The organism is Sulfitobacter sp. S190 (assembly GCF_025141935.1).
Classification (GTDB): Bacteria; Pseudomonadota; Alphaproteobacteria; order Rhodobacterales; family Rhodobacteraceae; genus Sulfitobacter.
Window position 1 is genome coordinate 1,229,538 of sequence record NZ_CP081120.1, and the last position, 12,965, is coordinate 1,242,502.

Annotated in this window: 7 protein-coding genes, 2 tRNA genes and 1 pseudogene; 2 read left to right on the top strand and 8 right to left on the bottom strand. The window is 65.1% G+C overall.

The window, feature by feature from the left end:
• Positions 1–5: 5 nt before the first annotated feature.
• Positions 6–3,044, top strand: coding sequence for an efflux RND transporter permease subunit (locus tag K3756_RS06385; protein WP_259992021.1), 3,039 nt, complete (start codon positions 6–8; stop codon positions 3,042–3,044).
• 36 nt (positions 3,045–3,080) lie between these two features.
• On the opposite strand, the gene K3756_RS06390 is transcribed toward K3756_RS06385, so the two are convergent.
• From K3756_RS06390 to K3756_RS06420, 7 genes and pseudogenes are all read right to left on the bottom strand, one after another.
• Positions 3,081–4,016: an aminotransferase class IV gene (locus K3756_RS06390; protein ID WP_259992023.1), complete on the bottom strand. Its 936-nt coding sequence runs from the start codon at positions 4,014–4,016 to the stop codon at positions 3,081–3,083.
• A 10-nt stretch (positions 4,017–4,026) separates the two neighbouring features.
• Positions 4,027–4,956 carry a carbohydrate kinase gene (locus K3756_RS06395; protein WP_259992025.1) on the bottom strand — a complete coding sequence of 310 codons (930 nt, stop codon included), beginning with the start codon at positions 4,954–4,956 and terminating at the stop codon, positions 4,027–4,029.
• Between the two features lie 180 nt (positions 4,957–5,136).
• Positions 5,137–6,066, bottom strand: a pseudogene (locus K3756_RS06400) (porin); the annotation flags it as partial.
• Positions 6,066–6,140: transfer RNA gene (locus K3756_RS06405), tRNA-Gly, on the bottom strand. The pseudogene K3756_RS06400 and the gene K3756_RS06405, both read right to left, overlap by 1 nt.
• Before the next feature lie 175 nt (positions 6,141–6,315).
• Positions 6,316–6,390, bottom strand: a tRNA-Gly gene (locus K3756_RS06410).
• An 87-nt stretch (positions 6,391–6,477) separates the two neighbouring features.
• On the bottom strand, positions 6,478–7,500 hold the full coding sequence (locus tag K3756_RS06415) for a stealth family protein (protein WP_259992027.1): 1,023 nt from the start codon (positions 7,498–7,500) through the stop codon (positions 6,478–6,480).
• On the bottom strand, positions 7,497–10,937 hold the full coding sequence (locus K3756_RS06420) for a pyruvate carboxylase (RefSeq protein ID WP_259992029.1): 3,441 nt from the start codon (positions 10,935–10,937) through the stop codon (positions 7,497–7,499). The genes K3756_RS06415 and K3756_RS06420 overlap by 4 nt, the downstream gene beginning before the upstream one ends.
• Positions 10,938–11,192: 255 nt before the next feature.
• Here K3756_RS06420 and K3756_RS06425 point away from each other — a divergent pair, with 255 nt between their 5' ends.
• Complete coding sequence (locus tag K3756_RS06425; protein ID WP_259992031.1) at positions 11,193–11,753, top strand: hypothetical protein; 561 nt, start codon at positions 11,193–11,195, stop codon at positions 11,751–11,753.
• On the opposite strand, the gene K3756_RS06430 is transcribed toward K3756_RS06425, so the two are convergent.
• On the bottom strand, positions 11,754–12,893 hold the full coding sequence (locus K3756_RS06430; RefSeq protein ID WP_259992033.1) for an alpha-hydroxy acid oxidase: 1,140 nt from the start codon (positions 12,891–12,893) through the stop codon (positions 11,754–11,756).
• Positions 12,894–12,965: the final 72 nt, after the last annotated feature.

Here is a 12,965-nt window from a genome sequence, read left to right on the forward strand (position 1 = left end):
GGCACATGAACATTGCACAAGGATCGATCAACCGCCCGCTGATGACGTGGCTTTTGATCCTCGGCTGCCTTTTCGGAGGCATCTGGGGGTTCTTTTCGCTGGGCCGGCTGGAGGATCCGGCGTTCACGATCAAGACGGCCGTGGTGGTCACCGAATACCCCGGTGCCAGCGCGGCACAGGTCGCCCGCGAGGTGACCGAGCCGCTTGAATCGTCGATCCAGACGATGGCGGAGGTCAAGGAAATCAGGTCGATGAACCAGCCGGGCCTCAGCTGGATCACGGTAGACATGAAGGACCAGTACGACGGCTCTGCCTTGCCGCAGATCTGGACCAAGCTGCGTCAGGAGGTCAACGGCACGCGCCTGCCCTCGGGGGCGCAGCGGCCCTTTGTCAACGACGGGTTCGGCGATGTGTTTGGCATCTACTATGCGGTGACGGCGCCGGGCTATACCGACCGCGAGAAATACGAGCTGGCGACTTATCTGCGGCGCGAATTGCTGACCGTGGAGGGGGTGGCCGATGTGAGCCTGTCGGGGGTGCCCAACGAGGTGATCCTCGTGGAGCCCGATCTGGTCATCATGACCAACCAGAACGTGCCACCGGCGGCCATCGTGGGTGCGATTGCGGGGGCCGATACCGTGGTGGACGGCGGCACCTTGCAAGGCACGCAGGGCCGGACCCTGATCCAGGGGCCGGAGGGCAACGACACGGTGTCCGAGATTGCGGGTCTGACGGTGGGTGTGGGCGGCGAGATCCTGAACCTGTTCGATTTTGCCGATGTGTACCGCAGCCGCGAGCTGACCCCGAGTTTGATGGTGCGTCACAATGGCGAGGACGCCTTCACGCTGGGGATTGCGGGAATTGCGACGGAAAACATCGTGGATGTGGGCAAACGGGCCGATGCCAAGCTGGCGGAGCTGGCTCCGGCCATCCCGCTGGGGGTCAAGCTGAACCCGATTTACCAGCAACACGTGGTGGTCGAGGAAGCGTCGAACGATTTTCTGGTCAATCTGGCGATGTCGGTGGCGATCGTGGTGGTCGTTCTGGCGGTGTTCATGGGCCCGCGCGCGGCGGTGGTGGTGGGCACCACGCTGCTGCTGACGGTGGTGGGGACACTGTTGTTCATGGCGCTGTTCTCCATCGAGATGGAGCGTATTTCGCTGGGCGCGTTGATCATCGCGATGGGGATGCTGGTGGACAACGCCATCGTGGTCGCGGAGGGCATGCAGATCAGCATGCGGCGCGGCAAGACATCGCGCGAGGCCGCATCGGAGGCGGCGGGCAAGACGCAGATTCCGCTGCTAGGCGCTACGGTGATCGGGATCATGGCGTTTGCGGGCATCGGTCTGTCGCCGGATTCGACCGGTGAGTTCCTGTTCTCGCTGTTTGCCGTCATCGGCATTTCGCTGATGTTGTCGTGGGTGCTGGCGCTGACGGTGACGCCGCTGCTGGGGCATTACTTTTTCAAGCAGGGGACCGAAGGCGGGGATGACGATGCCTATGGCGGTCTGATCTTCCGCGCCTACGGGACGTTCCTGCGGGCCTGTATCCGGCTGTGGTACGTGGTGCTGGCCGCGCTGGTGGTGATCACGGTGGTGTGCATCGGTCTGTTCGGGTCGATCAAGCAGCAGTTTTTCCCCGACAGCAACACGCCGCTGTTCTTTGTGGACTACAAGCTGCGGCAGGGGGCGTCGATTTTCGAGACATCGCGCGATCTGGCGCTGCTGGAGGAGTGGTTGCTGGAGCAGGAGGACGTGGTGTCGACGACCGCCTATGTCGGGCAGGGCGGTGACCGCTTCATGCTGACCTATCAGGCGGAGGACCCCAACCCCAGCTATGGCCACATCATCGTGCGCACGCCGGGTATCGAAGAAATCGCGCCGTTGATCGACGGGCTGCGCGCCTATGCCGACGCGACGGTGCCGCAGGGCGAATTGCGCGCGAAACGGCTGGCCTTTGGTCCGGGGGGCGGTGATCCGATCGAGGCGCGTTTGTCGGGGCCGGAGCCCGAAATCCTGCGCAATCTGGCCGATGAGGCGATGGCCCGCATGATCGCCGCGTCCGACGATATTGTCGCGCCGCGCATCGACTGGCGCGAGATGGAGCAGGTGTTGCGCCCCGTCTATGCCACAGACCGCGGCCAGCAGGCCGGCATCACGCGCGATACGATCACCGATGCGTTCCGCTTTGCCACCGATGGCATCGAGGGCGGTGTGTACCGCGAGGGCGAACGCCAGATCCCGATCCTGTTGCGCAACGATCCCGATGCCGGGCTCGCGCTGACCGATCAGGTGGTCTATTCCGAGACGGGGCAGAGCTTTGTTCCGCTCGAGCAGGTCATCGACGGGATGGTGTTTGAGCCGCAGAACACGCTGATGATGCGCCGCGACCGGGTGCTGACCATCACGGTGGGCGCCGATGTGCGCAAGGGGCTGACGGCCTCGGAAGTGCAGGCGCAGGTGACGCAGACCATCGAGGAGATGCAGCTGCCTGCGGGGTACCGCATGGAGTGGGGCGGCGAATTGGAGAGTTCGTCGGACGCGCAGGCCAGCCTCAACAAGCAATTGCCGCTGAGCCTGCTGGTGATGGTGCTGATTTCGGTGCTGTTGTTCAACGCGCTGCGCCAGCCGCTGATCATCTGGCTGCTGGTCCCGATGAGCGTCAACGGGGTGTCGCTGGGGCTGCTGGGGACGGGATTGCCGTTCACGTTCACGGCGCTGCTGGGCCTGTTGTCCCTGTCGGGGATGCTCATCAAGAACGGGATCGTTCTGGTCGAGGAGATCGACATCGTGCGCCGCGAAAAGCCGCAAGCGCCGCTGATCGACAGCATCGTGGAGGCATCGACATCGCGGGTGCGCCCCGTGATTCTGGCGGCGGCCACCACCATTCTGGGGATGATCCCGCTGATCTGGGACGCGTTTTTCCAGTCGATGGCGGTGACCATCATGGGCGGTCTCGCGTTTGCGTCGATCCTGACGCTGATCGCGGCGCCGGTGCTGTATTACGTGATGTTCATCCGGTCGCGCAACGCCGCCGCGGCGTGATCCGCGCCCGAGAGATCCGCGAGAGATCCGCGCGCGTCACGCGCGCGCGGCCTGCTCCTGTGCCACGTGGGCATCGATGAGCTGTTTGTAGAGCATGCGGATGCGGGTGGTCACGGGTGAGGTGCCGTCGCCGATGGGTTTGCCGTCGATTTCGCTGACACGGGTCTGCGCCCCGAAGGTGCCGGTCAGGAATGCCTCGTCGGCGCTGTAGGCATCAAAGAGCGAATAGTTGCGTTCAAAGACCGGGATGCCGTTTTCGCGGCACAGGTCGATGACCTTTTGCCGAGTGACGCCGTTCATGCAGTAGTCGCCCGTCGAGGTCCACACCTCGCCCCGCCGCACGATGAAGAAGTTGCAGGCGTTTGTGGTATTCACGAAACCATGCGGATCAAGCATCAGCCCCTCGTCGGCGCCCGCCTGTTCGGCCTGAAGGCAGGCGATGACGCAGTTGAGTTTGGAGTGGCTGTTGTACTTGGCGTCCTGGCTCATCGGGAGGCCGCGGACCTGCGGGACGGTCGCCAGCCGGATGCCCTGGGTGCCGAGCGTTTCGGCGGGTTTGGAGTGTTCCATGATGATCACCAGCGTCGGGCCGCTGCGCGACAGGGACGGGTGCTGGAACGGTTTGACCTTGGTGCCGCGGGTCAGCATCAGGCGGCAGTGCACGTCGGTGTGCATGTCGTTGGCCGCCGCCGTTTCGGCCAGCGCGCGGGCCAGCCCGGCGCGGTCCATGCCGATGTCGAGCGACACCGCTTTGCAACTGCCCATGAAGCGGTCCATATGTTCGTCGAAGAAGGCCCAGATGCCGTCATAGAGCCGCATGCCTTCCCACATGCCGTCGCCCAGCATGAAGCCGCTGTCGTAGACCGACACCTTGGCGTCGTCGCGGTGCACGATGTCGCCGTTCACGTAGATGCGGATGTCGCGGTTGCGGCTGTCTTCCTCGGCGTCGTGGGTTGTCACGGTGTCGGCCATGGGGCGTCCTTCAGTCCAGTTCGGACGCCCACGGTGGATTGGCGCCCTTGCGCGACACTGTGACGGCTGCGGCGCGGATGGCAAGGTCCAGCGTGCCGCGCAGGAGCGCGTCATCGGCGGCGGCCAGCGCGTCTTTGGCCAATGCGCCCGCCCGGTGCAGATGCGCCAGCGCGCCCGCGTTGAACGTATCGCCCGCGCCGATGGTGTCGGACGCGCTCAGATCGACGGGGGTGGCGGGCACGAAAACCTCGTGACTGGCGTGATAGGCGGTGGCCCCCTCGGCCCCTTGCGTGATCAGCACCAGTTTGGGGCCGCGCGCCAGCAGGGCGCGGGCCGCCGGCGCGATGTCGTCGCTGCCGCTGAGCCATGCGAGATCCTCGTCGCTGAGTTTGACGATATCTGCGGCGGCGATCATCCGGTCGAGCCGGGCGCGAAAGGCGGCTTCGTCGCGGATGAAACCGGGGCGGATGTTGGGGTCGATCATGGTGACATGGGTGGCGGCGGCCGTGGTCATCATCGTCTCGTAGGTGTCCGCGCAGGCCCCGTAGGCCAGCGAGATCCCCCCGAAGAACAACGCGTCGATGTCGTCCGGCAGGGCGGGGATGTCGGACGGGGCAAGGCCGCGCAGGGCGGTGTTTTCGTCAAAAAACGCGTATTTCGCCTGACCGTTGACCAGTTGCACGAAAGCCAACGTGCTGGGCGCGTCGCTGCGCGGACAGAGCGCGTGGCTGACGTGACTGGCATCCAGATGGGCCATCAGCTGCGCGCCGAACATGTCGGTCGACAGACCCGCAAAGAACCCCGACGGGACACCCAGGCGCCCCAGCGCAACGGCCGTGTTCAGCACCGCGCCGCCCGAATGGGGCACGAAGGCCGCGGTGCCGTTTGCCGTGGTGTCGGGCACCATGTCGATCAATGCTTCGCCGCAGGACAGGATCATGGGTGGTTTCCTTGGATCAGGTGAGCGTTGCGGCAGTATGACCTTTTGCGCGCGTAAAATAAACAGGAATTGTTGGCGCTAACGGTCGATGTGTCGGCACGCGGGATAGACGGCTGTGGTGGCACGAAAAAAGGGCAGCCGTTGCGGGCTGCCCTTTAAATGTGATCCTGCTGCGGCGGGTCAGAGACCGGGCAGCAGGCGCGAGATGCCGCGCTGTTCGAAGGTTGCGCCGCGCTCTGCGCCGAACGCGATCTTGCCGCCCAGACCGACGAATGTTTCGGAGGCGCTGATGCCGTCGACGTCGATGTCCGCGCTGCCGACTTCGAGGTAGAGGTTGACCTGATCGGTCACGTCAAGGTCCAGTTTGATCGCCACGCGCGTCAGATCGAAGGCGTTATCCACATCGAAGCTGTCGAAGCTGCCGGTCAGGCCGAGCCCGTTTTCGAATTCGTAGCGGGCGGAGGCGCCGAAGATGTCGCCGTCCACGTCCGAGGCATCGTCGAAATCGCCGGTACCGAAGTAGCCTTCGAATTCCAGCCGGTCCATTTCATAGCCCGCTTCGACGCCGAAGAGGTCAAGATCGGCCCCTTCAATGTCTTCTGCGGTATAGAAGGCGCCAAAGGAGGTGGTGTCGTTCACGTGGTAGATGGCGTGGAGCGACAGGTTGTGGCTGTCGACGTCGGTTTCGCCGAAGTCGTGGAAACCGAGGTCGGCCTGTACGCTGAAGCTGCGGTTGAATGCGGCCTCGATGGAGCCTTCGATGCTCAGGGCATTGACGCTGGTGTCTTCGGTGAAGGCCGAGAAGCCGAGTTTGATGGAGCCGCCGGTCACTTCGACCGCGTGGGCGGCCGTGGCGGACAGAAGGAGGGCGCCGGCGAGGGCGGGAAAATACTGGGTCATGGTACTGCTCTTTCGGGTCGCGTTTGCGCGATCGTTGGTGTGAAGGTTCACTACCTTGCCGGGTATCGGGTGGGGTGCCGAATGTCGAGCGGTCCCGGCACGGCGGTGTAACCTGTTGTTTTTGCGGTACAGATGAGGAGGTCTGAAACGACGCAGGGCCACCCCGGAGGGCGGCCCTGTCGCGATGCCTGTGGGGTCAGGCGGCCAACTGGAGCGGGCGAGGCGATTCGAACGCCCGACCCTAACCTTGGCAAGGTTATGCTCTACCCCTGAGCTACGCCCGCGTTCCGTTGGTGAGGCTGATTTAGCCGCCACGCGAAAAGGGCGCAAGAGGGTTTGCCGAAAAATTTCGGGACTGTGCGGCGCGGCTGAGGGGTGTCGATCCGGCCCCCCCGAAACGACGAAGGGCCACCCGATGGGTGGCCCTGCCGTAAGCGCGTGGGGTTATGCGCTTCTAACTGGAGCGGGCGAGGCGATTCGAACGCCCGACCCTAACCTTGGCAAGGTTATGCTCTACCCCTGAGCTACGCCCGCATCCCGTTAGTCAGGCCGATCTATCGCCCCGCGCAAAATGCTGCAAGAGAAAATTGCGCAGAGCGGCGGGTTTTTCGCACAGCTGTGTCAGTCGGGTTCGCGCGGGGGCAGGAAATCGGCGAGTTTGCGGGCCATGATGCTTTCGATCCGCGCGGCGGTGGCGTCGGTTGCACAGTCGAGCGACTGGATACAGCCGAAGGGGGCGGTGTCACCCGCCAGCCGGTCCAGCACCGGATCGTCCGCGGCCAGACCGTCGGCGTGCACATAGACCATGTCGGGCACGCCCGCGTAGGAGGCGCCGTGCGCGCGCAGTTCCAGCGTATTGGCCAGCGTGACCGGAAAATGCTGGGTGTGGTGGCGAAAACGGCAGCGCAGCTGTTGCGTCAGCGTGTCGGGGTGGGCGGCGTAGAAATCGCGCAGCGTGCTGCGCCGCAAGGGCCGGGGGGTGTGGTGGCTGCGCACGTAAGTGCCCGTTTCGCCGCCCAGCCGCGCGCCCAGCGATTGCGACAGCCCGTAGCCGGGGCTGGGCTGGCGGCCGGTGCCCAGCAGCTGCATCAGGCGGGCGCGGGCGTGGATCAGCCGGTGGCGCAGTTTATGCGGCTCCCGCCCACCCCAGATTACGGGCAGGCCCCGCGCGTCGAAGAAGGTATCTGCCGGACAGGGCCGGTTGAGAAAGAAGTCATCGTTGAACGACACGAAGTGTTCGGCCAGCCCGTCGATGTTCCACAGCATTGTTTCGATCGTCAGCGAGCAGAACGTCGGCAGGTGGTGGGCGTGGGTGCCGAACATATCGGTGTGATCCACCACCCGCAGCCGGTCCGCGGTGATCAGCCCCGCGCCGATCATGTCGTCGATCAGGGCGGGGCGCTGGCCGTCGGTGACGACCCAGATGCGCCGGATATAGGGCGCGTAGGCGAGAATGGAGGCGATGCACCAGCGCAATTCGCCCTCGTCGGCAAAGCGCGTGGTGTCGCATGCCTTTTCGTGCACGCGCTCTTCGCCCGCCCGCAGGAACCGCGTGCGTTTGGCAAGCAGTGCCGGATCGGTGCCATCCACCCAGGTGATCACCGCGTCGACAGGAAAGCCTTGCGGCGCGGTGGGGTCAGTCATTCCAGTTCAACCAGCAGATCCTTTGCGTCGATCTGGCCGCCGGCGGCAACATGCACGGCCTTCACGGTCGCGTCGCGTTCGGCGTGGATGCCGGTTTCCATCTTCATCGCCTCGATGGTGAGCAGCAGATCGCCTTCCTTGACCTGCTGGCCCACGGTGGCGCCCACGGTTGCGACCACGCCCGGCATGGGCGCCCCGATGTGGTTGGCGTTGCCGGTTTCGGCCTTGGGGCGCTGGATCGTGGTCGCCTTGACCAGACGGTTGGGCACACGGATCACGCGGGGCTGGCCGTTGAGTTCGAAGAACACCTTGACCTCGCCGTCCTCGTTGGTTTCGCCCACGGCCTGCAGCCGGATTTCCAGCGTCTTGCCCGGGTCGATTTCGGCGGAGATTTCCTCGCCCGGCTCCATCCCGTAAAAGAACGTCGGCGTGGGCAGGCTGCGCACGGGGCCATAGGTGCGGTGGCGGCCCATGTAGTCGAGAAACACCTTGGGATACATCAGGTAGCCCGACAGATCCTCGTCGTCGATTTCCATGCCGTTGAGTTCTTCGGACAGCTGTTTGCGCGTCGCTTCGAGATCGACGGGGGCGAGGTGCTTGCCGGGCCGTTCGGTGTTGGGTTTCTCGCCCTTGAGCACCTTGTCGACGATGCCGTAGGGAAAGCCGCCGGGAGGCTGGCCAAGGTTGCCGCGCATCATGTCCACGACGCTGTCGGGGAAGCTGACGTCGGTGTCGGGGTCTTCGACCTGTGCGCGGGTCAGGCCCTGCGACACCATCATCAGGGCCATGTCGCCGACCACTTTGGACGAGGGCGTGACCTTGACGATATCACCGAACATCTGGTTCACGTCGCTGTAGGTGCGGGCCACTTCGGGCCAGCGTTCTTCGAGCCCCAGCGAGGCGGCCTGCGCCTTGAGGTTGGTGAACTGGCCGCCGGGCATTTCGTGAAGATAGACCTCGGAGGAGGGGGCCTGCATGCCGGTTTCGAATGCGCGGTACTGGTGGCGGACTTCTTCCCAGTAGTCGGAGATTTCGCGCACGTGGCCCATGTCGAGCCCGGTGTCGCGGTCGGTGTGGCGCAGCGCCTCGACGACCGAGCCGAGCGTGGCCTGCGAAGTGTTGCCCGAAAACGCATCCATCGCGCAATCGACCGCGTCCACGCCCGCTTCGCTCGCCGCGAGGATGGTGGCGGTCGCGATGCCGGCCGTGTCGTGGGTGTGGAAGTGGATGGGCAGGCCGACCTCGGATTTCAGGGTGCGCACGAGCTGGCGTGCCTGCGCGGGCTTCAGCAGCCCCGCCATGTCCTTGAGCCCCAGCACATGGGCGCCCGCGTCGCGCAGTTCCTTGCCCATGGCCACGTAGTATTTCAGATCGTATTTCGCGCGGTCGGGGTCGTAAATGTCACCGGTGTAGCAGACCGTGCCTTCGCAGATCTTGCCGCTGTCGAGCACCGCATCCATCGCGACGCGCATGTTTTCCACCCAGTTGAGGCTGTCGAACACGCGGAACACGTCGACGCCGGTCTGGGCCGCGACGCGCACGAATTCCTGCACCACGTTGTCGGGGTAGTTCGTGTAGCCCACCCCGTTGGAGCCGCGCAGCAGCATTTGCGTCATGATGTTGGGCATGCGTTCGCGCAGATCGCGCAGGCGCTGCCACGGGCATTCCTGCAAGAACCGGTAGGCCACGTCGAATGTCGCGCCGCCCCAGCATTCCATCGAGAAAAGCTGCGGCAGGTTGGCGGCATAGGACGGGGCGACCGCGATCATGTCGTGGCTGCGCATCCGTGTGGCCAGCAGCGACTGGTGCCCGTCGCGCATGGTGGTGTCGGTGATCAGCAGTTGGCGTTGCTGTTTCATCCAGTCGGCCACGGCTTGCGGGCCTTTCTGCTCCAGCAGGTTGCGGGTGCCCATCATCGGCTCTGCCGCAGGTTCGGGTGGCAGCGGCAGGCGGTGGGCGCGCGCCGGGACCGGTTTGTCCTTGGTTTCGGGATGCCCGTTCACGGTGATGTCGGCGATGTAGGTCAGCACCTTGGTGCCGCGGTCCTGACGGGCCTTGAAGTTGAACAGGTCCGGCGTCTCGTCGATGAACTTGGTGTGGTAGGTGTTGTCGAGGAACGTCGGGTGCTTGAGCAGGTTTTCCACGAAGGCGATATTGGTGCTGACGCCGCGGATGCGGAATTCGCGCAGGGCGCGGTCCATCCGCGCGATGGCCATTTCGGGCGTCGGCGCCTTGGCCGTGACCTTGGTGAGCAGGCTGTCGTAGTAGCGGGTGATGACCCCGCCCGCATAGGCGGTGCCGCCGTCCAGACGGATGCCCATGCCGGTGGCCGAGCGGTAAGCGGTCAGGCGGCCGTAGTCGGGAATGAAGTTGTTTTGCGGGTCTTCGGTGGTGATCCGGGTTTGCAATGCGTGGCCGGTCAGCACGATGTCGGATTGTTTGGCCTTGCCGGTGGCTTCGGCGATCGTCTTGCCCTCGGCAATCAGAATCTGGGCGCGCACGATGTCGATGCCGGTAACTTCTTCGGTGACGGTATGTTCGACCTGAACGCGGGGGTTGACCTCGATGAAGTAGAATTTGCCGTCGTCCATATCCATCAGGAATTCGACGGTGCCCGCGCATTCGTAGTTCACGTGGGCGCAGATCTTGCGGCCCAGTTCGCAGATCTCGGCGCGCTGGTCTTCGGTCAGGTAGGGGGCGGGGGCGCGTTCCACGACCTTCTGGTTGCGCCGCTGGACAGAGCAGTCGCGCTCGTAGAGGTGATAGATCTCGCCGTGGGTGTCGCCGAGGATCTGGACCTCGACGTGGCGAGCCTTGAGGATCATCTTTTCGAGATAGCCTTCGCCGTTGCCAAAGGCGGCTTCGGCCTCGCGGCGGCCCTCGCGGACTTTTTCTTCCAGCTCGTCTTCGGACTGGATGGGGCGCATGCCGCGCCCGCCGCCGCCCCAGCTGGCCTTGAGCATCAGGGGATAGCCGATGTCCTTGGCCTCGGCCTTGATCGCCTTCATGTCGTCGCCCAGCACCTCGGTTGCGGGGATGACGGGAACGCCGGCCGCGATGGCCACGCGGCGGGCCGATGCCTTGTCCCCCAGCGCGCGCATGGTTTCGGCCTTGGGTCCGATGAAGGTGATGCCGTTTTGCGCACAGGCGTCCACGAAATCGGGGTTTTCCGACAGCAGGCCGTAGCCCGGGTGGATCGCGTCGGCGCCGCTTTCCTTGGCGACGCGGATCATTTCGTCAATCGACAGATAGGCCGCCACCGGCCCCAGATCCTTGCCGATGCGGTAGGCTTCATCCGCCTTGAACCGGTGCAGGCCCAGTTTGTCCTCTTCCGCGAAGACGGCGACCGTCTTTTTGCCCATTTCATTGGCAGCCCGCATGATGCGGATGGCGATTTCGCCGCGGTTTGCAATGAGGATTTTGGAGAAGTCGGTCATGTCTGTCAGCCTTTACGCTAGGGGCGATGCAGGGGTTTTGGCGGATATGTCGGGACGGGGCAATGCGTGTTTCTGGGTAGTATAGCGCCTGTTTGCGCTATCAACTGCTTTAATTCGGGCGGGTGTGCAAGCGCCAGAGCGCCCGCAGGCCGCCCGATCGTGTGCGGGTGCGTAATTTTTGGGCAGGGTGTGAACGCGAGGTTGAGCCGGGCCGCCCATCCGCTAAGCTGGCGGCAGACGCGAAGAGGAGCAGCTATGCGGCGGATGATGAAACGGGGTGCGGCCCTGATGGCGGGGATGATGCTGGCGGGGTGCGTGCAGACGGTGCCGGGCGGTTTCGATACGCTGCCCAAGGGATCGCCGGTTGCGATCAGGACGCTGATTGCCGAAAACCCCGGCAAGCTGGCCTGTATCGAGTACCAGAGCGGAACCAATAGTTGCGCGTCGCTGGTGAGCACGTCGATCCGGGGCGACGTGATGACCACCCGCGAAACCGGGGCGGTGCGCAGTCTGAGCGGTGCGTCGGTCGAGCGGGTCAATCTGGTCAGCCGGTTGCAGCTGCGCGACGGTGCGGCCTGTGCGCGGGCCGAGGATATCCGTCTGGCCGATCCGCAAACCGAAGGGGCGGGGTTGTTCCTGCTCGAGGCGACGCGGCTGTTGCTGGGTCAATTCGGGGGCGGTGTGTGTACGCGGTATTTCGAGGGCGGCGACGATTACATCGTCAGCTCTGTCGGGTTTGACGGGCGGCCCTTTCCGCCCGGCGATGTGGCGTTCCGCTTTGTCGCGCCGGGCAGCGTGAGCCTGCGCCCCCAGTGATCAGCCCAGCGTAAGCGGCGCAGGCAGGTCACGCAATGTGCGCGCGCCCAGCTGGCCCATGTTGGACACCAGATCCTTGCGCAGGATGTCGATGAGGTGGTCGATGCCCGCGGGGCCAAGTGCCGCGAGCGCGAAGTGGAACGCGCGCCCCAGCATCACGAAATCGGCCCCGAGTGCCAGTGCGCGCAGGATGTCGAGCCCGCCCTCGATCCCGCTGTCGAAGATCAGGGGCAGGTCGGTGGCGGCGCGGATGGGGGCCAGCGTGTCAATCGCCGCGGGCGCCCCGTCGAACTGGCGGCCTGCGTGGTTCGACACCCAGATGCCATCGACGCCTGCCTTGTCCAGCCGCGCGGCGTCCTGCGCGCGCAGCACGCCCTTGACCAGCAGCTTGCCCTGCCAGTTGTCGCGCAGCCAGTCGACATAGGCCCAGTCGGGCGAGGTGCGCAGCAGGTAGCCCACGTGGGCGGTGGGGTCCTTGCCGTCGCTGGCCGCGTTCACGTATTTGTCCAGCCCGCGCATGTGCGGCATGCCGCGTCTGGCCATGCCGCTGGCCCAGGCGGGGCACATCGCCACCTGCGCCAGAAGCCGCGGTGTCAGGCGGGGCGGATTGGTCAGCCCCGAGCGGACCTGCCGTTCGCGGCGGCTGGCCACGGGGACATCCACCGTAAGCACCAGCGTATCGAAGCCGGCGGTTTCGGCGCGCGCCAGCATGTCGCGCCGGATGTCGGGATCGCGGGGGGGATACATCTGGAACCACGCGTTGTCGCCCAGATGGGGGGCGATGTCTTCGGGGCTTTGGGTGGCGACGGTCGAGATGCAGTAGGGAATGCCGGTGCGGGCCGCGGCGCGGGCCAGGTGCCCCTCGGCGTCGGGCCACATCAGCCCCGACATGCCGATCGGCGCGATTCCGAACGGCAACGGCAGGTCGCGCCCCATGAGCGAGGTGCCCAGATCGGGCGTGAATTCGCCGTGCAGCACCGAGGGCATCATGCCGATCCGGTCCAGCCCGGCCCGGTTGCGCCGTTTCGTCGCCTCGTCGCCGGTGCCGCTGTCGAGGTATTCCCACACAAATTTCGGGATACGGCGTTTTGCCCGTTTGCGCAGGTCGGGCAGGGCGGGGTATGAGGCGTGCAGATCCATGCGCGCATTTGCGCAAGCGATGCGCCGCTTGTCCAGTGGGCCAAAGCAGCGCAGCGGGTTGGAACGAAGGCA

Bases quoted from the DNA above. Each gene is read 5' to 3' on its own strand.
- K3756_RS06415 (WP_259992027.1), bottom strand. From the start codon at position 7,500: ATGACTGACCCCACCGCGCCGCAAGGCTTTCCTGTCGACGCGGTGATC.
- K3756_RS06430 (WP_259992033.1), bottom strand. From the start codon at position 12,893: ATGGATCTGCACGCCTCATACCCCGCCCTGCCCGACCTGCGCAAACGG.
- K3756_RS06425 (WP_259992031.1), top strand. From the start codon at position 11,193: ATGCGGCGGATGATGAAACGGGGTGCGGCCCTGATGGCGGGGATGATG.
- K3756_RS06385 (WP_259992021.1), top strand. From the start codon at position 6: ATGAACATTGCACAAGGATCGATCAACCGCCCGCTGATGACGTGGCTT.
- K3756_RS06420 (WP_259992029.1), bottom strand. From the start codon at position 10,937: ATGACCGACTTCTCCAAAATCCTCATTGCAAACCGCGGCGAAATCGCC.
- K3756_RS06390 (WP_259992023.1), bottom strand. From the start codon at position 4,016: ATGGCCGACACCGTGACAACCCACGACGCCGAGGAAGACAGCCGCAAC.
- K3756_RS06395 (WP_259992025.1), bottom strand. From the start codon at position 4,956: ATGATCCTGTCCTGCGGCGAAGCATTGATCGACATGGTGCCCGACACC.